Origin of the sequence: Halomonas sp. Bachu 37, from assembly GCF_039691755.1 — a bacterium.
Classification (GTDB): Bacteria; Pseudomonadota; Gammaproteobacteria; order Pseudomonadales; family Halomonadaceae; genus Vreelandella; species Vreelandella kashgarensis.
Genome location: NZ_CP137552.1, coordinates 1,371,195 through 1,392,441, shown reverse-complemented (window position 1 = coordinate 1,392,441; position 21,247 = coordinate 1,371,195). Strand labels below are relative to the sequence as shown.

Below are 21,247 nucleotides of genomic sequence, written 5' to 3'. Positions count from 1 at the left end.
GTTCGAGTATCACTAGCGTAGTAGGAGCCTTGCATGAAGCGTTTGATTCTTCCCTCCACCCTGTGGCTTTGTCTGGCGGCGCTACTGCTGTTGAGTAGCCATGCCCAGGCGCAGCAAGACCTGCCGGATTTCACGCAACTGGTCGAAGAGGCAGCGCCCGGGGTAGTCAACATCTCCACCAGTCGGGTAGTGCAGAGCCCCAGCGGGCCATCCTTGCATGGTTTCGATCAGGAAGTCCCTGAAATATTCCGTCACTTCTTCGGCGATCGTTTTCCCACTCCGCCGGGAAGTGGTGCTCCAGGGCGTGGTCAGGAGCGCCAGTCGCTGGGGTCGGGATTCGTCATCAGTGAAGATGGCTATATCATGACCAATGCCCATGTGGTGGCGGAAGCGGACGAGATACTGGTGCGCCTGAATGACCGTCGCGAACTCGAGGCCACGGTGGTGGGGAGTGACGTGCAAACCGATGTGGCGGTACTCAAGATCGATGCCGAGGACTTGCCGACCTTGAGCCTGGGTGATTCCGATGTGTTGAAAGTCGGGGAGTGGGTAGCGGCGATCGGCTCCCCCTTCGGTTTCGATCATTCCGTGACGGCGGGAATCGTCAGCGCCATCAACCGCACCTTGCCGCGCGACGCCTATGTCCCGTTCATTCAGACGGACGTGGCGATCAATCCGGGCAATTCCGGTGGGCCCTTGTTCAACCTGGCCGGTGAAGTGGTCGGGATCAATTCGCAAATCTTTACCCGCAGCGGCGGCTTCATGGGGGTTTCGTTCGCCATTCCCATCAATGTGGCCATGGACGTAGCCGAGCAGCTTCGCGAAGGTGGCCGGGTCGACCGCGGTTGGCTGGGCGTCATGATCCAGCCGGTATCGCGCGATCTGGCGGAATCCTTCGGCATGGAGCAGGCCAGCGGTGCCTTGATAGCCGATCTTGACCCCGAAGGGCCGGCGGCAAACGGCGGGCTGCAGGCAGGAGATATCATTCTGGAAGTGAACGGCGAGGAGGTCGAGCGCTCCAGTACGCTGCCGCGCCTGATCGGTCGTACCAGCCCCGGAAGCGAAGTCACGCTGACGCTGCTGCGTGACGGAGAGCAAATGACCGAAGAGGTCGAGCTGGGGCACTGGCCGGATAGCGAGACGCGAGTTGCCGAGAATGAGGCCGACAATCAGGCCCGGCTAGGTATCGTGGTGGATGAACTGGATGAGGCCATGCGGGAGCGTCTGGATATTTCCGGCGGTGTCCTGGTGCGCCAGGTGGAGTCGCAGAGTGCGGCTGCTCAGGCAGGTATTCGTTCCGGTGATATTTTGGTCAGTCTCGATAATCGCTCGGTTTCTTCGGCGCAAGAGTTGCGAGAAGTGGCTGAAGAGCTACCTGGCGACCGGGCCGTGCCGGTACGTTTGTATCGGGATGGGCGCTCCCTGTTCGTCGCGTTGCGTCTGGGCAGCGACTAGGCTGATGCCATCCGGTGTGCTGATCGATAGAAAATCACACACTTGAGTAGTTCCATCCGGCGGCCTTGTGCCGCCGGATTGCTGTTCCTAGCCCTCGCATCTCGCTACAATGGCGGCCATTCTCTTTTTGGTGAAGGTGAAGGCGCACCATTTCTTCATCCATTCACCCACCACACCGTTTCCGATCCGGCCATGTTGCAGGCCGGCTCGAACCAAAAGGTAGAACAGATTCGATGTCCCACGACGTGTCCAACGGCAAGCTCAAGCATATCCGCAACTTCTCCATCATCGCTCATATCGACCACGGGAAATCGACCCTGTCGGATCGCCTGATTCAGACGTGCGGTGGGCTGACAGAGCGAGAGCTCAAAGAGCAGGTGCTTGATTCCATGGATATCGAGCGCGAACGTGGGATTACCATCAAGGCCCAGTCGGTGACCCTGGACTATACGGCACAGGATGGCCAGACCTACCAGCTGAACTTTATCGACACCCCGGGGCATGTGGATTTCTCCTACGAGGTCTCGCGCTCGCTGTACGCTTGCGAGGGCGCTCTGCTGGTGGTGGATGCCGCTCAGGGAGTCGAGGCGCAATCGGTGGCCAATTGTTATACCGCTGTCGAGCAGGGGCTTGAAGTTCTGCCGGTGCTCAACAAGATCGATCTGCCTCAGGCCGACCCGGACAGGGTCGCTCAGGAAGTGGAGGAGATCATCGGTCTGGATGCCACCGATGCGTGTCAGGTCTCGGCCAAGAGCGGCATCGGCATCGACGCCCTGCTGGAACGGCTGGTGCGTGATATTCCACCACCCAAGGGCGACCCTGACGCTCCGCTGCAGGCCCTGATCATCGACTCCTGGTTCGATAACTACCTGGGCGTGGTGTCGTTGGTGCGGCTGTTCGACGGTACGCTGCGCAAGGGCGACAAGATCCGTATCAAGTCCACCGGGCGGGATTGGGGAGCCACCGAGGTGGGTATCTTCACGCCGCTGCGCAAGCAGACCGATATTCTGCGTGCCGGGGAGGTGGGTTTCATCGTTGCCGGTATCAAGGAGATCCAGGGGGCTCCGGTGGGGGATACCATCACTCACACCAAGACGCCGGATGTGCCGCGGCTGCCCGGTTTCCAGAAGGTCAAGCCTCAGGTCTACGCCGGCATGTTCCCGGTCAGTGCCGATGATTACGAGGACTTCCGCGACGCGCTGGAAAAGCTTGCGCTCAACGATGCCTCGCTGGAGTACGAGCCGGAGAATTCGGATGCCCTGGGCTTCGGCTTCCGGGTGGGGTTTCTCGGCACGCTGCACATGGAGATCATCCAGGAGCGGCTGGAGCGGGAATACGATCTCGACCTGCTGACTACGGCACCCACCGTGGTGTACGAGCTGGCCATGAAGAATGGCGATATCAGTTATGTCTCCAACCCCTCGAAGCTGCCGGACATGGCCGATGTGGACGAGATGCGCGAGCCCATCGTGCGGGCCAGCATCCTGGTGCCGCAAGAGTATGTCGGCAATGTGATCATGGAGTGCGAGCAACGTCGTGGTACGCAGCTGGACATGCAGTTCCTGGGTAACCAGATTCAGCTCAGCTACGAGCTGCCCATGTCAGAGGTGGTAATGGACTTCTTCGACCGTCTCAAGTCCATATCCCGTGGCTATGCTTCCCTGGAGTACAATTTCGAGCGATTCGAAGCGGCCAAACTGGTCCGCCTGGATGTCTTGATCAACGGCGACAAGGTCGATGCACTGGCGGTGATCATCCACCGTGATCATGCCCACGGTCGTGGCCGGTTACTGGTCGAGAAAATGAAGGAATTGATCCCCCGCCAGATGTTCGATGTGGCGATTCAGGCCGCTATCGGTGGTCAGGTTGTTGCCCGGTCGACGGTGAAAGCACTGCGCAAGAACGTGACCGCCAAGTGTTATGGTGGCGATGTCTCGCGCAAGAAGAAACTGCTGGAAAAACAGAAGGCAGGTAAAAAACGCATGAAACAGGTCGGCCGAGTGGAAATCCCCCAGGACGCCTTCCTTGCCGTGCTCAAGGTCAACGACTAGGGATTTTCGCTCATCATGGATTTTTCGCTTCTGCTGGTGCTGGCGGTTGCCGTCTCCGGCGTTATCTATCTGTTGGATGTCGTCTGGTGGCGTCCCAAGCGGCACCAGCGTATCGCGAGCGCGGAAGCTTCCACCATGGAAGGGCTAGATGCCAAAACGCGCGAGAAGTTGCTCAAGGAGCCGTGGCCGGTCGATTATGCGCGGTCGTTCTTTCCGGTATTGCTGGTAGTACTGGTGGTACGCAGCTTTATCATCGAGCCCTTTCAGATTCCCTCGGGGTCGATGCGCCCGACGCTTGATGTAGGGGATTTCATCCTCGTCAACAAGTATGCCTACGGATTGCGCTTGCCGGTGGTCCATACCCGGATACTGGAAGTCGACGACCCCGAACGTGGCGACGTCATGGTGTTTCGTTTTCCCGAAGAGCCATCGGTGAATTTCATCAAGCGGGTCATCGGCCTGCCTGGTGATCGTATTCGCTACGAAGGCAAGCAGCTTTATGTCAACGACGAAGCCGTGCCGAAGCAGTTGATCGAAGAGGGGCCGCAGGAAAATCCTCGCGAGCTGTTGTTTGAAGAACAATTGAGCGAAGCGACTCACTTCATCTACAACAACCCTCGGGATCCCGGTCCGCAAATGCGCGAAATCGAAGTTCCAGAGGGCTATTATTTCACCATGGGCGATAATCGCGATCACTCCAACGATAGTCGCTACTGGGGGTTCGTGCCCCAGGAGAATATCGTCGGTCGTGCCTTTGCCGTGTGGATGCATTGGGATGGTGGTTTGCCCAGCTTCACGAGTGTACGAGGGATTCATTGATGCCGGTACACGCCCCATTACAACCTTTAAAGTCGAGAATGACCCAGGAGCACCGTGAGTAATCCTTTACCCGCTTTTTGCCGACGAATCGGCCATACTTTCCAGGACGAGACGCTGCTGGAGCTGGCCGTGACCCACCGTAGCTATGGTGGTCGCAACAATGAGCGTCTGGAGTTCCTGGGCGATTCGATCGTCAATTTCGTCATTGCCGAAGCGCTTTTCGAGCGCTTCCCCCAGGCGCGAGAAGGACAACTGTCGCGCTTGCGCGCGCGCCTGGTAAAAGGCCAGACCCTGGCGGAACTGGCCAGGGAAATGACATTCGGCGAATGCCTGCGCCTGGGCTCGGGGGAAATGAAAAGCGGCGGGCACCGCCGCGAATCGATCTTGGCGGATGCGGTGGAAGCGGTGATCGGCGCGATCTATCTCGATGCCGGGATGGAGGTGGTACGCGACCGAGTCCTGGCGTGGTACGCGGAGCGCCTGGCCGGAATCTCGTTGCAGGATACTCAGAAAGATCCCAAGACGCGCCTGCAGGAATTTCTGCAATCGCGTCAGGTCGCCTTGCCCCGCTACGAAGTAGTGCTGGTAAAGGGTGAGGCGCATGCGCAACTGTTTACGGTGGAATGCCATATCGACCTGCTGGACGAACACACGACAGGCAAGGGGCCGAGTCGCCGCCATGCCGAACAACAAGCTGCTGAAGAAGCTCTAACCCGCCTGGAAAGCAGCAAGGGGAAAGCGTCATGACCCAGACCTGTGGTTTCGTTGCTATCGTCGGACGGCCCAATGTGGGCAAATCCACCTTGATGAACCGCATCCTGGGGCAGAAGGTATCCATCACCTCGCGTCGTCCCCAGACGACACGGCATCAGGTGATGGGAATCAAGACCCTGGACGACACCCAGTTCGTCTATGTCGATACTCCCGGCATGCACATCATGTCCAAGGATCGCAACAAGGCGATCAATCGGTTCATGAACCAGGCGGCTACCCAGGCCCTGCGTGACGTCAATTGCGTGGTGTTCATCATTGACCGCACGCGCTGGTCGGATGAGGACCAGGCGGTGCTCAAGCGGCTCGAGCACGTCAAGGCGCCGGTGATTCTGGCGGTCAACAAGGTTGACCGTTTGAATGAAAAGGGCGACCTGCTGCCCTGGCTCGCCGAGGTCGGCGCACGGCGCGATTTCGCCGCGATCATCCCCATCTCGGCCAAGCACGGCACCCAGGTGGATGCGCTGGAAGCGGAGGTGGCCAAGCATCTCCCCGAGAGTCCGCATTTCTTTCCCGAGGACCAGATCACCGACAAGAGCCTGCGCTTTCTTGCCGCCGAGCTGGTGCGGGAAAAGGTCATGCGCCAGTTGGGCGATGAGTTGCCGTACCAGATGACGGTGGAGATCGAGGAGTTCCGCGAGACCGAGCGAGTTACCCACATCAGCGCCCTGATTCTGGTGGAGCGTCAGGGACAGAAGGTGATCCTCATCGGAGATGGCGGCGATCGTATCAAGAGTATCGGCCGCGAAGCACGCCTGGACATGGAGCGAGCCCTGGATACCAAAGTGATGCTCAACCTATGGGTCAAGGTGAAACGTGGCTGGTCCGATGACGAGCGTGCCTTGAAGAGTCTCGGCTACAATCTTGATTGATGTCAGCGATGCAGCCGGAACCCGCGTTTTTACTGCATCGCCGGGCGTATCGTGAAACCAGTGCGCTGGTGGATCTGCTGACACTGAATGAAGGGCGTATCAGCGCGGTGGCTCGCGGCGTTCAACGCCCGGGCTCGCGGGCACGCAGTCGGTTGCAGCCATTCACGCCGTTGCATGTCACCTGGCAAGGCAAGGGCGAGCTCAAGCGGCTGGTCGTCATGGAGTCTCACGGCAGCACGGCGCTATTGGTGGGTGAAGCGTTACTCTGTGGGTTGTATGCCAATGAGCTGGCTACCCGCTTGTTGCCCAACGCCCTGCGTGTAGCGGATGTATTCGCTTTCTATGGCGCCCTGCTTGACGCCTTGCCCACCCCGGTGGGGCGCGCTCCGGCGCTACGCAACTATGAATTCGCCTTGCTGGAAGCGCTCGATGCGTCGCCGCGTTTCTGTACCCCGCAAGGAGAAGCCCTCGATCCCCAGCGCCGCTATCGATTCGAGCCGGCGAGCCGCGGGTTCGTCGAGGCGCCCCGCGGTATCGAAGGGCGCACCTTGCGCTTGATCGACAATGGCGACTGGCGGGCGCCGGGCTTGGCCGGCCCCCTCAAGGTGGTATTGCGGGCGGCACTGACGCCGCTGTTGGGGGCGCGACCCTTGCGGTCCCGCGAATTGATGACTGCACTGGTCCAACGCCGGCATCGCCACGCCACGTGAACCATGCGACGTGACCCTACTGTGTGAAGCCACGAACCTGATCTCGTCTTTTTCTGCTGCTGGAGGCTTTATGCATCCCCCCCGTATTCTACTGGGCGTCAATATCGACCACGTCGCAACGCTGCGCCAGGCCCGCGGTACCCGCTACCCGGACCCGCTTCAGGCAGCGCTGGTCGCCGAAGAGGCTGGTGCCGACGGTATCACGGTGCATTTGCGCGAAGATCGGCGTCATATCCAGCCGCGCGATGTGCGCCTGCTTGCCGAGGTGCTGAATACGCGCATGAACCTGGAAATGGCGGTCAGCGAAGAGATGCTGGCCCTGGCGGAAGAGATACGCCCGGCCCATGTGTGCCTGGTACCGGAGAAACGCGAGGAATTGACCACCGAGGGTGGACTGGATGTCGTGGGTGGTTTTGATGCCTTGGTTGGCGCCTGTTCCCGGTTGGCGGCGGCCGGCTGCAACGTGTCGCTGTTCATCGACCCCGAACCCGAGCAGATCGAAGCGGCGGTCAAGCTTCAGGTCCCCACCATCGAACTGCATACCGGCGCGTATGCCGAGGCGCCCGTAGGCAGCCAGGCCGCGCAGCAGGAGCATCAGCGCCTCACCCGCGCTGCCTTGCTGGCGCTGGAGCATGGGCTGGTGGTCAATGCCGGACACGGCTTGAACTATCACAATGTGGAAGCGATCGCTGCGATACCCGGCGTCAATGAACTCAATATCGGCCATGCCATCGTGGCCCGGGCGCTATTCGTCGGTTTCAAGGAAGCGGTGGCGGAAATGAAGCGTCTCATCATCTCGGGTCAGGAAGCGGGATTGGTAGCGGCCCTGGAAGAGCATGACCATGAACACGAACATGGGCCCGACTGTCAGCATCGTCACCTGCATTGAGGCGGGTCGGCCATGATCGTCGGAATCGGTACTGACATAGCCCGTATCGAACGCTTCGAGCGGGCCCTGGCTCGCCATGGCCTGCGATTCATGCGGCGTGTGCTCGGCCCCCGCGAGCAAGCACGCTACTCAGCACATGCCCAGCCCGTCGCCTACCTGGCCAAGCGCTTTGCCGCCAAGGAGGCCTTTCTCAAGGCCTTGGGCACCGGGCTGCGACACGGCATGCGCTGGGGCGAGATAGAGATACTCAATGATGCCCAGGGCAAGCCGGAACTGCACCTGTCCGGGGCCGCACGGCAGTTCTACGCTTCCGTCGGCGTGAGCCGCTGTCATGTTTCGCTCAGCGATGAAAAGGCGTATGCGATCGCTTTCGTCATCCTTGAGCGTTAGTCTCTATCCGAATCTCCGTCTAGTTGAGACAACGATACGCTACAGATTGTGCCGCTCGGCACGTAAACGCTCAATGGCGTCATACAGGTCATCGAGCAGCGTGCCGGCACTTTCGATTCCCCCGGCTCGCAAGCGCGTTTCGAGTGTCTCCGCCAGTAGTGCCAGTTCGGGGACGCCGCAGTAGCGGCTGGCGCCATTCAGCGCATGCACTTCGTCCAGTAGCGCGGTGCTGTCGCTAGCTTCATAGGCGGCCCGAATAGCGGTGCCACTCGCTTCCAGGCTATCGATCAGGCGTCGCAACTGCTCACGGGCGAGATTCTCGCTGCCGCCAGCCAGGCGCCTGCCCATTTCCAGATCGATTACCGCTAGCGAAGTGAACGAGGATGCGCTTTCCCGGCTGGGCTGGTTGCCGTACTGGTTGGATTCGCGGGGTGAGACGCCCAGAAAGCGCTTGAGCAGTAATTCCAACTGTTTCTCATCGATAGGCTTCAGCAATACCTCATCCAACCCTGACGCCAGCCACTGCTGACGTTCGCTTCCGACCACATGGGCGGTCACCGCCACGATGGGGCAAGTCGCCCAGCCATTGCCCAGCCGGCGCAGCGCCCGTGTGGTTTCCAGGCCGTCCATGCCCGGCATGCGGATATCCATCAATACCATGTCGTACAAGGTGTGCTGGGCCAGCGACAACGCCTGTTCACCGCTCTCGGCGAGAGTGATCTGTACACTTTCACTTTCCAGCAAGGCCTTCAAAAGCAGCCGGTTGGGCGTGTTGTCGTCCACCACGAGTAATTGCAGCGTTTCGCTTTGCCGGTTCGCACACTCACCATCGACGGGCGCCGTTGGCGCGGTCAGTTGATTCTGCACGGCATTGGCCAACTGCATGCGTGACAAGGGCTTGCAGAGGATTTCACCGCCATGGGGTAGGCGATACGTGGGCAGCTCGAAGGGCGAGGCATTCACCAGCAGCAATACCGGGCACGGGGCGGAATCGATTGCCTGCTGCCAGCGCTTCGCGTCTGCAGCCCCGTCGGCTTGTGTCTCCACGCCGATGATCAACAAGCGGGAACTGTCCATTTCGGCAAGGGTGGTCACCTTCGCTCCCCAGCGTGTCAGCAGGTGATGGAAAAGATGACGCGTGGGCATGTGGGCTTCGAGCAGGCAGACACGTTCGCCATGCAGGGAGAGTTCAGGCAGGGGCTCGGTGGCGTTTCCGGCTTGCAACGGCAGTGTGAAAGAGAACGTCGCGCCTTTATCCGGCTGACTTTCGACACTGATTTCCCCGCCCATTCGCTGGATCAACTGGCGGCTGATGGTCAGGCCGAGTCCGCTGCCGCCGAATTGCCGGGGGTGGCCGGGAGTGGCCTGGGAAAATGCTTCGAAGAGTTGCTTCTGGTGCGTTTCACTCAGGCCGATGCCGCTGTCGCTGACACTTACCTTCAACAGAACGCGCTGCCCATCCCGCGCTTCCAGCATCACCCGGATGATGACCTCACCCTGTTGGGTGAACTTGATGGCATTGCTGACCAGATTGTTGAGTACCTGGTGGATACGCAGCGGGTCGCCTTTCAATGAAGCGGGCACATCGTCGTATACCAACCCGACCAGATGGAGATGCTTGCGCTGGGCTTCGGGAGCCTGCAATCCCAGCACCTCATCGACCAGCGAGACGAGATCCAGATCCACCTGCTCCAGGGTGAGTCGCTCGGCCTCGAGTTTGGAAAAATCCAGCACATCGTTGACCAGCATCAGCAGGTTGTCGCAGGCTCGATGCACGTGATGCAGCCACTCTTTCTGCCGCGTATCCAGCGAGGAGCGGCCGAGCAAGCGACAGAATCCGATGATTCCGTTGAGGGGAGTGCGGATTTCGTGGCTCATGTTGGCCAAAAATTCCGACTTCACCGCATTGGCCTTGACCGCCGAGCGGTGGGCCAGGTCCAGCTTGATATTCTGCTCCTCGATGGTTTCCATCGACTCCTGGAGTTCGCTGGTGGTCTGCTCTATCTGTGTCTGCATGTCCTGCTTGGCATGATGCAGATGCTCGGCCAGGGCATTGATGGCGCTGGCCAGCGCACGGTGCTCACGGGGGCGGTACGGTGCCATGCGCGGACGATAGTCGCCCTTGTCGAGGCGCACCAGCACCTCGCGCGCCTGTTCCAGGGGGCGGGTGGCGTAACGGCTGATGCCGAAGGCGACGAGAAAAAGTACCAGCCCCAGCAACAGCCCGCCGAGACCGAGACCGGCCAGCAGGCGGTAGTGTCCCAGGGTGAGTGACCGGGTGTCCGCCTCCGCTTCGAGCCATCCCGGCAGCGTGAACGAGGAGGTATCGGCCACCGCGGAAAGCTGCATCGTCGAGGGCATGAGCGGCGTTTTTAAGCGCCAGATGACGTCCTGGGTGTCGAGCTGGGTGAAGCGGGGCGTCGTTGACGCGGGGGGCGCCTGGGTCGGGTGGCCCAGGGCCAACAGTCGATTGCCCTGGGCATCGTAGATCGTGACGGAGCGTAAATCCTCGCGTTCGAGCAGTTGCCGGGCCAGCGCCTCCAGGCGTTGGGCGTCGGCCTCCTGCAAGGCGTCGCCGAGTGCGGGAGCGAGTAGTTGGCCGGCATTGATCAAGCGCTGCTCCAGAGCCGTGCGTGACATGTCCTGGTCGTTGACGGCCAACGTCGTGGCCATGAGGACATAAACCAGCAACGGGATGCCCAGCAAGGCGAAAAGAAGACGATTGGAAAGTGACATTAAATGGGCCTGAAAATTCGAACGTGGCGGATGGGGTGCCTGTCCACTCTGCGACAGCACCGATATAATGCAGCACAACCGCCACTATAAGGAATGAGACATGGAATTTCCCACTCTCGAGGATATCGTTGGCAACACGCCGCTGGTGCAACTGAAGCGAATCGGCGCCGGACGCAACAATACCTTGCTGGCGAAACTGGAGGGCAACAACCCGGCCGGCTCGGTGAAGGATCGCCCCGCGCTTTCCATGCTGGCCGAAGCCCAGGCGCGCGGCGAGATTGCCCCCGGTGACACCCTGATCGAAGCCACTTCGGGGAATACCGGCATCGCCCTGGCCATGGCGGCGGCAATTAAAGGCTACAAGATGGTGCTTGTCATGCCCGAGAATGCATCCAGCGAGCGTAAGCAAGCCATGGCCGCTTACGGTGCCAAGCTGATCTCGGTGAGCAAGGAGGGCGGCATGGAAGAGGCGCGGGATGTGGCGAACGCCATGATCGCGCGTGGTGAAGGCAAGCCGTTGGACCAGTTCGCGAACCCCGATAATCCATTGGCGCATTATCGAACCACCGGCCCCGAAATCTGGGAGCAAACCCAGGGTAAGGTGACGCATTTCGTTAGTTCCATGGGCACTACCGGCACCATCATGGGCGTATCGCGTTATCTCAAGGAACGCAACTCCGCCATCCAGATCGTCGGCTTGCAGCCAGCGGACGGCGCCAGCATCGCCGGAATTCGGCGTTGGCCAAAGGAGTACCTGCCGGCGATTTTCGAAGCTCCTCGGGTCGATGTCACGCTGGATATCGGTCAGCGGGAAGCCGAAGAGCATATGCGCCGCCTGGCACGCGAAGAAGGCATTCTGGCGGGCGTCTCCTCGGGTGGAAGCCTGGCGGGAGCCTTGCGCATCGCCGAGCAGACGGAAAATGCCACTATCGTGTTCGTCGTCTGCGATCGCGGCGACCGCTACCTGTCCACCGGCCTTTTTGCCCCGGAGGTATAAATGGCCATGCTCGGCAAGCGCCGCCCGCCGCGGCAGCATTCGGGCCACTCGGGCTTGGCGCGCTCCGCTCCCGCTGTGCCAGCGTCCAAGCCGTCAGTGCTTGATGAAGCCGTCGGCGCCGATAGCGTCACCATCGAGCGCCTGGCCCACGATGGTCGCGGTGTGGCGCATCTGGCCTCGGGCAAGACCGTATTCGTCGATCATGCGCTGCCGGGAGAGCAGGGTGTCATTGCGGTTCACCGTAACCGCAAGCGCTATGACGAGGCTCATCTCAAGTCCGTGACCCACGCATCGACGCAGCGCACAACGCCGATTTGTGAACATTTCGGTCATTGCGGCGGGTGCGATCTTCAGCACCTTGCCGTGACCGCCCAGCGTGATCACAAGCGACAAGTGATCAAGGAGCTATTCGCCCGCCAAGGTATTACCGTGGACGTGCCCATCGAGCTGCTGGCCGGAGAGAGTGATGCTTATCGACGCCGCGCCCGGTTGGGCGTGAAGGTGGATGGCGACGGTCGCGTACTGCTGGGGTTCCGCGCCCGCCATAGTCATCGCCTGGTGGATATAAAAGGCTGCCCGGTGCTGGTGCCGCCACTTCAGGCGCTGCTGGCTCCGCTACGAGAACATCTTGAACGGCTGCAAGCGCCGCGCTATATCGGCCATATCGAACTCATCGCCACCGCCGAGACCAGCATGGTCGTGGTGCGGCAATTGCGCGAGCATCTCCATGACAAGGCTTGCTGGGAGCGTTTCGCTGCAGAACACGGTGTCGTTCTGGGTACCTGGCTGGGTCGTGAAACGCCTGAGTTGCACTGGCATGGTGCGCCACCGCATCTGGTCGACAGGCTGGGCGAGGTGGCGTTGTCCTTCCAGCCGGGAGATTTTCTCCAGGTCAATGCCGAGGTCAATCGACAGATGGTGGCCACGGTGAGCGAATGGCTGGCGGGGGAACCGGGTCAGTGTGTGTTGGATCTGTTCGCTGGTATCGGCAATTTCAGCTTGCCCTTGGCCGCGCAGGGCGCCCACGTTCACGCGGTGGAGGGCAGTGCCGCCATGGTAGAGCGCCTGCAGGCCAATGCCAGTGCCAATCGGCTTGATGTCAGTGCCGAACAGGTAGATCTCAGCCAGCTCCAGGCGGTGGAAGCGCTACTGTGTCACAGTGGCGAAGCGAATTCGGCACCGGGTGCCCGTCCGGTGGTAGAGCGGGATGGGGGGAGTCATGGAGCCTGGAACGGTAGTTGGAACAGTAGCTGGAACAGGGCCTGGAACAGCGTCGTGGTGGACCCGCCGCGCAGCGGGGCGGAAAGTGTCTGTCGAGCCTTGTCGCGTAGGCCGCCGCCTCGGGTAGTCTACGTTTCATGCGATCCAGCGACCCTGGCGCGGGATGCGGCACAACTTGTGCATGCAGGCTACCGCATCGCCAGAATGGCCGTGGCGGACATGTTCGTCCACACCGCTCATATGGAAACGCTGGTGCTGTTCGAACACTCGGGATGACCAAGTGAACGGCAACCGGGAGAGGCGGGGTCGCGCGGCCTCGCGGTTCCGGAGGAGGTCCAACAGGATGGGTAAGACACATGGTTAAAGTGCGGGAAGACCAACCGCTTACGCCAAGCGGAAAAGTCGACATACAGCAGTGGTTGACACGCCTGCAGGAAGATGTCCGGCTACGCGATCCCGCCAGGCTGGCCCGGGCCTGCGAACTGGCCGAGCAGCTGGAGCTGGATGCGCCCAAACCCCATCGCGCCTGGCTGGCGCCGGGGTCCAGTTTTCGCATGGGCCTGGAAATGGCCGATATCCTGGGGGAGCTCAAGCTGGATCAGGCCGCACTCGAAGCCGCCGTGCTTTACCGCGCCGTGCGGGAGGGCTTGATCAGTCTCGAAGACGTGAGCAAGCAATTCGACAGCGAAGTGTCGAGCTTGATCGATGGTGTGCTGCAGATGGCCGCCATCAACTATCCCCACGCGCCCAGCCATGGAATGACCCAGCACAACCAGCAGGAAAACCTGCGCAAGATGCTGATCAATCTGGTCGACGATGTGCGGGTGGCGTTGATCAAGATCGCCGAGCGTACCTGCGCCTTGCGTCAGGTAAAGGATGCGCCCCGGGAAAAGAGCCTGCAGGTGGCGCGGGAGGTGTTCGATATCTACGCGCCGCTGGCACACCGCCTGGGTATCGGGCAAATCAAATGGGAACTCGAGGATCTTTCGTTTCGTTACCTGCACGAAGACGAGTACAAGGCCATCGCCAAGTTGCTGGCGGAGAAGCGAGTCAATCGTGACCGCTATATCCACGATGTGATGGAAACGCTCAAGGCCTTGATGGAAGCCCAGAACATCCACCAGTACGATGTGAACGGCCGGGCGAAGCATATCTACTCCATCTGGCGCAAGATGAAGCGCAAGCGCATCGATTTCTCCCAGGTCCATGATGTGCGCGCGGTACGTATTCTCGTTCCGGAAGTGGCGGACTGTTATACCGTGCTGGGTATCGTCCACTCTCAGTGGCATCACGTGCCCAACGAATTCGACGATTATATCGCCAACCCCAAGAAGAACGGTTATCAGTCGCTGCACACGGCGGTCATGGGACCGGAAAACAAGGTGCTGGAGATTCAGATCCGTACCTTCGCCATGCACGACGAAGCCGAGTTGGGCGTGTGCGCGCACTGGCGCTACAAGGGTCACGACACCAACGCCAAGAGCCGCAGCTACGAAGAGAAGATCGCCTGGTTGCGTCAGGTACTCGAGTGGCAGGAAGAAATTGGCGACTTCGGCGACCTGCGGGAGGGGCTATCCAGCGACGTTGCGCCCGACCGTATCTACGTCTTCACTCCCGACGGTCACGTCATCGATCTGCCGCGCATTGCCACCCCGATCGATTTCGCCTATCGAGTCCACACCGAGATCGGCCATCGCTGCCGGGGCGCCAAGGTCAACGGCCGCATCGTGCCGTTGACCTACAAGCTCAAGACGGGCCAGCAGGTGGAGATACTCAACTCCACCAAGGGCGGCCCCAGCCGCGACTGGCTCAACCCGAGCCTGGGTTACGTGCGTACCTCGCGGGCTCGCGCCAAGATCCAGTCATGGTTCAAGCACCAGGCCCGCGATCAGAACCTGGACGAGGGCAAGGCCCTGTTCGAGCGCGAAATGCAGCGCCTGGATGTGGAAGGGCTGGATCTGGTGCGCCTGGCCAAGGCGGTCAACTACACCAACGCCGACGATATGTACGCCGCACTCGGAGCCGGCGACCTGCGTATCGGGCAGGTACTCAACCAAGCTCAGCAACTGTTCGGCGAGACCGATGACCAGGAGCAGCTCGATCGTCTGCTGGCCAAGCCCAGACGCCAATCCAGCAAGGCCGGCAAGAGCGATATCACCGTGCTCGGGGTGGGCAACCTCAAGACCAGCATGGCCAATTGCTGCAATCCGGTGCCGGGCGAACCCATCGTCGGCTTCATCACCCAGGGCCGAGGCGTGACCGTGCACCGCCAGGATTGTCCCAATATTCTGCAACTGCGCATGGAGGAGCCCCAGCGCATCATCGAAGTGGAGTGGGGCGAACGCGCTCTGACGCGCTATCCGGTCAATATCGAAGTCCAGGCCTGGGACCGCTCCGGCCTGCTGCGCGACGTGACCGCCGTCCTCAGTCACGACAAGGTCAACGTGCTGGCGGTGAATACCCTGACCGATACCGACGAAGGCATTGCACGGTTGAGCATCACCCTGGAAGTAGACGGCCTGGAAACCCTGGGACGTCTGTTCTCGCGTATCCAGCAGTTACCCAACGTAACCGAAGTCAGAAGACTGCGCAGTGGTGGTAAGCGATGAGAGAAGATCTAGAGGCTGGGGCAGGGCGCGCCGGTTTGTCCGAGACCCGTTTCGAACTTCAGGATCTTCTGGAGCTCATGGCCGTGCTGCGCGATCCCCAGCAGGGCTGCCCTTGGGATATAAAGCAGGATTGGGATTCGATAGTGCCGCACACGCTGGAAGAAGCCTATGAAGTCGCCGATGCCATCGAGCGGCGGGCCTTCGATGAGCTTCCCGGTGAGCTCGGCGACCTGCTGTTTCAGGTGGTCTATTACAGCCAGTTCGGCGCCGAGGAGCAGCGCTTCGACTTCCACGACGTGGTACATACCCTGACCGCCAAGATGCTGCGCCGCCATCCGCACGTCTTTCCGCAAGGCACACTCGAATCGCGCCGTCCGCCCGGCACCGATGCCGACAAGGTACAGGAGCAGCAGGTCAATCGCCGCTGGGAAAGCCTCAAGGCTTCCGAGCGGGCCCAGCGCGAGGCGCACTCCATCCTCGATGATGTGCCGCGCAACCTGCCGTCACTGTCGCGGGCGACCAAGCTCTCCAAGCGCGCCGCCCGCGTGGGGTTCGACTGGCCTGACGTGGAAGGTGTGATCGCCAAGATACGCGAGGAGCTGGCGGAAGTGGAGGAGGCGCTGGCGGAGAACGACCAGGAGCATGCCCGCGAAGAAATCGGTGATCTGCTATTTGCCGTGACCAATCTTGCGCGTACGCTTAAGGCAGATCCGGAACAGTGCCTGCGGGCCACCAACAGCAAGTTCGAACGCCGTTTTCGTTTTGTCGAAGCCCGGGTGCATGAGCAGGGTATGGCCCTGAATGAAATCGACCTCGCCACCCTGGAGCGTCACTGGCAAGCGGCTAAAGCCGAACCTAATTGATCGACCGTATTTGACCCTTGCAAGGAGGCCTACGGCCATGAGTCATGATCTACATGAATCGCTGCGCGATAACGTCCGTATCCTGGGAGACAGCCTGGGGCGCACCATCGCCGATGATCTAGGCCAGGGCTTCGTCGACAAGATCGAGACCATCCGCGCGCATGCCAAGCAGGGGCGCCAGGGCGATGCCTTGGAGCAGCGGGCGTTGATCGAGTATCTGCGCCAGTTACCCGAAGGCGATCTATTGCCCGTCACCCGTGCCTTCAATCAGTTTCTCAACCTGGCTAACATCGCCGAACAGCATTATCGTGCCCGCTTTCGCCGGGTCGAGGACTACAAGCCCGGCTCCCAGCCGGTTCTGGGCGAGTTGCTCGAGCGCGCCCGCCAGGCGGGAAATTCGCCACGGACGTTAGTCGAGACGCTGGCCAACATGCGGGTGGAACTGGTGCTGACCGCGCATCCCACGGAAGTCATCCGGCGTACCCTGATCCAGAAATACGATGCCATCGACGACTGCCTTTCGGCGATCGAGAATTCCGATGACTATCCCGAACGCGGCACTCGTGCCAAGGGTCGCCTGGAAGAGCTGATCAGTCAGGCCTGGCATACCGACGAGATTCGCCACGAGCGGCCGACTCCGGTGGATGAAGCCAAGTGGGGATTCGCCGTGATCGAGAACTCGCTGTGGCAAGCGGTACCCGATTTCCACCGTGACCTGGATAACCTGCTGCTGAAAACCGCCGGGGAGCGCTTGCCGCTGGATGCCGCCCCCATTCGTTATGCCTCCTGGATGGGCGGTGACCGCGACGGCAACCCCAATGTCACCTCGCGGGTCACTCGGGAAGTCCTGCTGCTGGGCCGCTGGATGGCTGCCGACCTGTATCTGCGTGACCTTGAGCAGCTCAAGACCGAGCTTTCCATGTGGAAGGCCAATAGCGCCCTGAAGGCGGAAGTCGGTGAAGTCACCGAGCCCTATCGGGAGCTGCTAAAGCGTTTGTTGACTCGAATCGAGGCAACTCGGGATTGGGCCAAGGCGCGCCTGGATGGGCGTAGTTTCGAAGGCGGGCCGATCATCGAGACTCGCGACCAACTGTACGCGCCACTGCTGACCTGCTATCGCTCGCTGTGCGATGTCGGCTTGGATACCATTGCCAATGGCGCCTTGTTGGATACGTTGCGCCGGGTCGCGGTATTCGGCGTCACCCTGACCAAGCTCGACTTGCGCCAGGAAGCCAGCCGCCATGCGCAAGTGATAGAGGAGCTGACCAGCGCCCTCGAGCTCGGCAACTACCAGCAGTGGGATGAAGCGCAGCGCCAGAAATTCCTGCTTGCCGAGCTTGAATCCCGGCGGCCCTTGATTCCGCGGCGTTGGGAGTGTTCGGCTGAGTCCCGTGAGGTACTGGATACCTTCAAGGTTATCGCTCAGGAGCAGCCCGAGGCGCTGGGTACCTATATTATTTCCATGGCCGCGCAGCCATCCGATGTGCTCACCGTGGCGCTGTTGATGAAGGAAGTCGGCGGGCGGGTTTCGCTGCCCATCGCGCCACTGTTCGAGACCCTGGCCGACCTGAACCATGCCGGTGACGTCGTGGACCAGTTATTGTCGCTGCCCGGCTATCGCGCCGTGGCGGGCACGGGCCAGGAAGTGATGATCGGCTATTCCGACTCGGCCAAGGATGCCGGCCAGTTGGCGGCTGCCTGGGCGCAGTATCGCGCCCAGGAGTCACTGGTGGAGGTATGTCGCAGTCATGGTGTCGATCTGACCCTGTTCCATGGCCGGGGTGGCACGGTCGGCCGCGGCGGTGGCCCGGCGCATGCGGCGATTCTCTCCCAGCCTCCCGGCTCGGTGAATGGCAGCCTGCGGGTCACCGAGCAGGGCGAGATGATTCGTTTCAAGTTCGGCCAGCCGGATATTGCCCTGCGCTCCATGGAAATCTACGCCTGTGCGGTGCTCGAAGCCACGCTGCTGCCACCCCCGGCACCCGAGCCGCAGTGGCGCGATGAGATGGACCGTCTGTCCGAGGTGGCTCATCAGGCTTATACCAGTGTGGTGAGAAAAGATCCGGACTTCGTTCCCTATTTCCGCTCCGTGACCCCCGAAGGCGCGCTGGGTCGCTTGCCGCTCGGGTCGCGTCCCACCAAGCGGCGCCAGGATGGTGGAGTGGAAACCCTGCGAGCGATTCCCTGGATATTCGCCTGGACGCAGATTCGCCTGATGCTGCCGGCCTGGCTGGGCAGTGGCGAGGCCTTTGCCCGGCGCCTGGAAGAGGAAGGCGGCCGTGAAGTGCTTCAGCAGATGCGCAACCAGTGGCCTTTCTTCGGCACTTATCTGGACATGCTGGAAATGCTGCTGGCCAAGGCGGACGTGAGCATTGCCGCCTACTATGAGCATCGCCTGGTGGACGAGCCTTCACTCAAGGCACTGGGGCAGCAGCTTCGCGACCGCTTCACACGTCTCGAACAGGTGCTGCTGGAAGTACTGCAGCAGGACGAGTTGCTGGAAAACACGCCATTGATTCGCCAGGCGATCGAGGTGCGCAACCCCTATATCGACCCGCTCCACGGTCTGCAGGCTGAGCTTTTGCAGCGTAACCGCGATGCCGATGGTGCCATCAGCGCCGATCTTTCCCGCGCATTGATGGTAACGATGGCGGGGATCGCCGCGGGCCTGCGCAATACAGGCTAGGCAGCTGCCGCCAAAGGGAGGAGCTATAAAAGGAGAAGCCATCGATGTCTGCAGATGCTCAAGCGGTGCTTCAGTTCTGGTTTGCCGAGCTGACGCCCGCGCAGTGGTTCAAGAAAGATGCCGAGATGGATCGTGCCATCACTCGGCGGTTCGCTACGGTGCATGTCCAGGCAACACGGTGCGAATGCTATCGATGGCGGCGCAGCGCCCACGGGCGGTTGGCGGAGATCATCGTGCTGGACCAGTTTTCGCGCAACATGTACCGCGAAGACCCCCGCGCCTTCGCCAGCGATGCGCTGGCTCTCACCCTTGCCCAGGAAGCGGTTGCACTGGGTGTCGACGTCGAGCTTGCCGCACAAGAGCGGGTTTTTCTCTACATGCCTTACATGCATAGCGAGTCGCCAGTGATTCATGAGGAGGCGATACAGCTCTTCGATCAGCCGGGGCTGGAGGAAAATCTGGGGTACGAAGTGCGCCACAAGGCAATCATCGACCGCTTCGGCCGTTATCCCCACCGCAATGCGTTAATGGGGCGGTCCTCCTCGGACGAAGAAATCGACTTTCTAAAGCAGCCCGGCTCCTCTTTTTAAGTCACCCCATTCACCATCTTTGACTATTGGCGTCCTATGTCGTTACGAAGCTCTACCCGCATCAACAAGTACATCAGCGAAAGCGGCCTCTGCTCGCGCCGGGAGGCGGATCGTTTTGTGGAGCAGGGCAATGTGTGGATCAATGGCCGCCGAGCCACCACGGGCGATCAGGTAAAGGCGGGGGACAGGGTCAAGGTCAACGGTCAGGAGATCGAGCCGCAGGAAGAAGAGGATCTGATTCTCATCGCCTTGAACAAGCCGGTGGGAATCGTCAGCACCACGGAATCCAGCGAGAAGGACAACATTGTCGAGTTCGTCAAGCATGGGGCGCGCATATTTCCCATCGGCCGCCTGGACAAGGATTCCCAGGGCTTGATCTTTCTGACCAATAACGGCGATCTGGTGAACAAGATCCTGCGGGCCAACAACCGCCACGAAAAAGAGTACCTGGTGACGGTCAACAAACCAATTACCGACGAATTCATCAACGGCATGAGCGGTGGAGTGCCCATCCTCGGTAAGGTCACCAAGAAGTGTCGGGTGACCAAGGAATCGACCTTCGTTTTCACCATTACTCTTGTTCAAGGGTTGAACCGCCAGATTCGGCGCATGTGCGAATACTTCGGCTATGAAGTGACGCAACTGGTGCGTACCCGAATCATGAATGTTTCCTTACAAGGGCTGGCGTTAGGGGATTGGCGCGACCTGACCCCGAAGGAGATCGATACCATCATTGCCTTGACCGAGCAGTCGGATACCCAAGGGGAAGGCGCGGGGAAGAAGACGAAGAATCGCAAGCCGACTCGGCCGGAATTTCCTTCTCGGGAAAAGAATAAATCCGCCACCGGTAACAAGAGTGGGGACAAGGTCAAGGGAACAGCCAAACGCGGGCAAGAGGCGAAACCCAAGGCGGAGGGCAAGCGACCCCCCAAGGGCAAGGCCGGAACGCCAGGCAAGGCAACGAAAAAAGGCGGCGGCGGTGGCTTGAAGAGTAAAGGGGCGCCGAAAGGTAGAGGCACGGCGCCAGGCAAGGGAGCGGCAAAAAAGAGTGCTGCGCCGAGTGGGCGGCCGCGAAAATCCGCGGGTGCAAGCGGCAAGCCTCGCCGGGCATCGGCAAAAAAATAGAACGTCTCGATTTTTTGTCTGTCCCAGCCAATAAGGCTACGGGGCCGGTAGTAAATATTTCCATCAGGCCTTGCTAGTTGGTTGGCTAGCCTTCTACTTTAGAGATACGCATACATCAACGAAGGAGTGTGTCATGGCTCATGAAGAACTTGTTGACGCCACGGTATTTACCAAGGATGGCAGCTCGGTAGGCAAAGTAGTCGATGACAGTGCCGACACCAAGGTGGAAATTAACGCACCGGACGGCAGGCGCTTTTGGGTGGAGCGGTACGACTTGCAGTTTGAAAACGGCAAGTTGACCCTCGCTGACGACTACACGGAATACTCCTCGACGGATGCGGAGGGTTTCCAGGATGAAAGCGATCTGGACAAGGCCAGCGCTGATAGTTTCCCCGCCAGCGATCCGCCCTCGTTCACGATGGGAGATGAAGGCAAGGGGAGATGAAGGTAATGGAGGTTAAGT

Annotated in this window: 17 protein-coding genes; 16 read left to right on the top strand and 1 reads right to left on the bottom strand. The window is 60.5% G+C overall.

The annotated features are described in order from the left end of the window. The first annotated feature begins 33 nt into the window (after positions 1 to 33). From R5M92_RS06390 to acpS, 8 genes are all read left to right on the top strand, one after another. A complete protein-coding gene (locus tag R5M92_RS06390) occupies positions 34 to 1,455 on the top strand; it encodes a DegQ family serine endoprotease (protein WP_346798718.1) in 1,422 nt (473 codons plus the stop codon). A gap of 233 nt (positions 1,456 to 1,688) precedes the next feature. Further along, a complete protein-coding gene (gene lepA, locus R5M92_RS06385; protein WP_346798716.1) occupies positions 1,689 to 3,506 on the top strand; it encodes a translation elongation factor 4 in 1,818 nt (605 codons plus the stop codon). A 15-nt stretch (positions 3,507 to 3,521) separates the two neighbouring features. After that, on the top strand, positions 3,522 to 4,325 hold the full coding sequence (gene lepB, locus R5M92_RS06380; protein ID WP_346798714.1) for a signal peptidase I: 804 nt from the start codon (positions 3,522 to 3,524) through the stop codon (positions 4,323 to 4,325). A gap of 54 nt (positions 4,326 to 4,379) precedes the next feature. After that, entirely contained in the window at positions 4,380 to 5,072 is a 693-nt protein-coding gene (rnc, locus tag R5M92_RS06375; RefSeq protein ID WP_346798713.1) for a ribonuclease III, read from the top strand. Then, a complete protein-coding gene (era, locus tag R5M92_RS06370) occupies positions 5,069 to 5,968 on the top strand; it encodes a GTPase Era (RefSeq protein WP_346798711.1) in 900 nt (299 codons plus the stop codon). The genes rnc and era overlap by 4 nt, the downstream gene beginning before the upstream one ends. Positions 5,969 to 5,976: 8 nt before the next feature. After that, positions 5,977 to 6,678: a DNA repair protein RecO gene (recO, locus tag R5M92_RS06365; protein ID WP_346798708.1), complete on the top strand. Its 702-nt coding sequence runs from the start codon at positions 5,977 to 5,979 to the stop codon at positions 6,676 to 6,678. 70 nt (positions 6,679 to 6,748) lie between these two features. Next, entirely contained in the window at positions 6,749 to 7,567 is an 819-nt protein-coding gene (gene pdxJ / locus R5M92_RS06360; protein WP_346798706.1) for a pyridoxine 5'-phosphate synthase, read from the top strand. A 12-nt stretch (positions 7,568 to 7,579) separates the two neighbouring features. Beyond that, a complete protein-coding gene (gene acpS, locus R5M92_RS06355) occupies positions 7,580 to 7,957 on the top strand; it encodes a holo-ACP synthase (RefSeq protein ID WP_346798704.1) in 378 nt (125 codons plus the stop codon). Positions 7,958 to 7,996: 39 nt separating this feature from the next. Here the strand turns inward: acpS and R5M92_RS06350 are convergent, their stop codons facing one another. Continuing rightward, on the bottom strand, positions 7,997 to 10,693 hold the full coding sequence (locus tag R5M92_RS06350) for an ATP-binding protein (RefSeq protein WP_346798703.1): 2,697 nt from the start codon (positions 10,691 to 10,693) through the stop codon (positions 7,997 to 7,999). A gap of 100 nt (positions 10,694 to 10,793) precedes the next feature. Between R5M92_RS06350 and cysM the strand changes: the two genes are divergently transcribed. The 8 genes from cysM (at position 10,794) to R5M92_RS06310 (ending at position 21,229) form a co-directional block, all read left to right on the top strand. Continuing rightward, positions 10,794 to 11,690 carry a cysteine synthase CysM gene (gene cysM, locus R5M92_RS06345; RefSeq protein WP_346798701.1) on the top strand — a complete coding sequence of 299 codons (897 nt, stop codon included), beginning with the start codon at positions 10,794 to 10,796 and terminating at the stop codon, positions 11,688 to 11,690. Continuing rightward, complete coding sequence (gene rlmD, locus R5M92_RS06340) at positions 11,691 to 13,187, top strand: 23S rRNA (uracil(1939)-C(5))-methyltransferase RlmD (protein ID WP_346798699.1); 1,497 nt, start codon at positions 11,691 to 11,693, stop codon at positions 13,185 to 13,187. A gap of 80 nt (positions 13,188 to 13,267) precedes the next feature. Beyond that, positions 13,268 to 15,520, top strand: coding sequence for a GTP diphosphokinase (gene relA, locus R5M92_RS06335; protein ID WP_346798697.1), 2,253 nt, complete (start codon positions 13,268 to 13,270; stop codon positions 15,518 to 15,520). After that, a complete protein-coding gene (gene mazG / locus R5M92_RS06330) occupies positions 15,517 to 16,383 on the top strand; it encodes a nucleoside triphosphate pyrophosphohydrolase (protein WP_346798696.1) in 867 nt (288 codons plus the stop codon). The genes relA and mazG overlap by 4 nt, the downstream gene beginning before the upstream one ends. Before the next feature lie 37 nt (positions 16,384 to 16,420). Beyond that, positions 16,421 to 19,069, top strand: coding sequence for a phosphoenolpyruvate carboxylase (gene ppc / locus R5M92_RS06325; RefSeq protein ID WP_346798694.1), 2,649 nt, complete (start codon positions 16,421 to 16,423; stop codon positions 19,067 to 19,069). Positions 19,070 to 19,113: 44 nt separating this feature from the next. Continuing rightward, the gene (locus tag R5M92_RS06320) at positions 19,114 to 19,659 is read left to right on the top strand and encodes a DUF924 family protein (RefSeq protein ID WP_346798692.1); all 546 of its coding nucleotides are present in this window, start codon (positions 19,114 to 19,116) and stop codon (positions 19,657 to 19,659) included. Positions 19,660 to 19,695: 36 nt separating this feature from the next. After that, positions 19,696 to 20,784, top strand: coding sequence for a 23S rRNA pseudouridine(2604) synthase RluF (gene rluF / locus R5M92_RS06315; RefSeq protein ID WP_346798690.1), 1,089 nt, complete (start codon positions 19,696 to 19,698; stop codon positions 20,782 to 20,784). A gap of 133 nt (positions 20,785 to 20,917) precedes the next feature. After that, positions 20,918 to 21,229, top strand: coding sequence for a hypothetical protein (locus tag R5M92_RS06310; protein WP_346798689.1), 312 nt, complete (start codon positions 20,918 to 20,920; stop codon positions 21,227 to 21,229). Positions 21,230 to 21,247: the final 18 nt, after the last annotated feature.

Coding starts and splice junctions, on each gene's coding strand:
- R5M92_RS06390 (WP_346798718.1), top strand. CDS start 34: ATGAAGCGTTTGATTCTTCCCTCCACCCTGTGGCTTTGTCTGGCGGCG.
- lepA (WP_346798716.1), top strand. CDS start 1,689: ATGTCCCACGACGTGTCCAACGGCAAGCTCAAGCATATCCGCAACTTC.
- lepB (WP_346798714.1), top strand. CDS start 3,522: ATGGATTTTTCGCTTCTGCTGGTGCTGGCGGTTGCCGTCTCCGGCGTT.
- era (WP_346798711.1), top strand. CDS start 5,069: ATGACCCAGACCTGTGGTTTCGTTGCTATCGTCGGACGGCCCAATGTG.
- recO (WP_346798708.1), top strand. CDS start 5,977: ATGCAGCCGGAACCCGCGTTTTTACTGCATCGCCGGGCGTATCGTGAA.
- pdxJ (WP_346798706.1), top strand. CDS start 6,749: ATGCATCCCCCCCGTATTCTACTGGGCGTCAATATCGACCACGTCGCA.
- acpS (WP_346798704.1), top strand. CDS start 7,580: ATGATCGTCGGAATCGGTACTGACATAGCCCGTATCGAACGCTTCGAG.
- R5M92_RS06350 (WP_346798703.1), bottom strand. CDS start 10,693: ATGTCACTTTCCAATCGTCTTCTTTTCGCCTTGCTGGGCATCCCGTTG.
- cysM (WP_346798701.1), top strand. CDS start 10,794: ATGGAATTTCCCACTCTCGAGGATATCGTTGGCAACACGCCGCTGGTG.
- rlmD (WP_346798699.1), top strand. CDS start 11,691: ATGGCCATGCTCGGCAAGCGCCGCCCGCCGCGGCAGCATTCGGGCCAC.
- relA (WP_346798697.1), top strand. CDS start 13,268: ATGGTTAAAGTGCGGGAAGACCAACCGCTTACGCCAAGCGGAAAAGTC.
- mazG (WP_346798696.1), top strand. CDS start 15,517: ATGAGAGAAGATCTAGAGGCTGGGGCAGGGCGCGCCGGTTTGTCCGAG.
- ppc (WP_346798694.1), top strand. CDS start 16,421: ATGAGTCATGATCTACATGAATCGCTGCGCGATAACGTCCGTATCCTG.
- R5M92_RS06320 (WP_346798692.1), top strand. CDS start 19,114: ATGTCTGCAGATGCTCAAGCGGTGCTTCAGTTCTGGTTTGCCGAGCTG.
- rluF (WP_346798690.1), top strand. CDS start 19,696: ATGTCGTTACGAAGCTCTACCCGCATCAACAAGTACATCAGCGAAAGC.
- R5M92_RS06310 (WP_346798689.1), top strand. CDS start 20,918: ATGGCTCATGAAGAACTTGTTGACGCCACGGTATTTACCAAGGATGGC.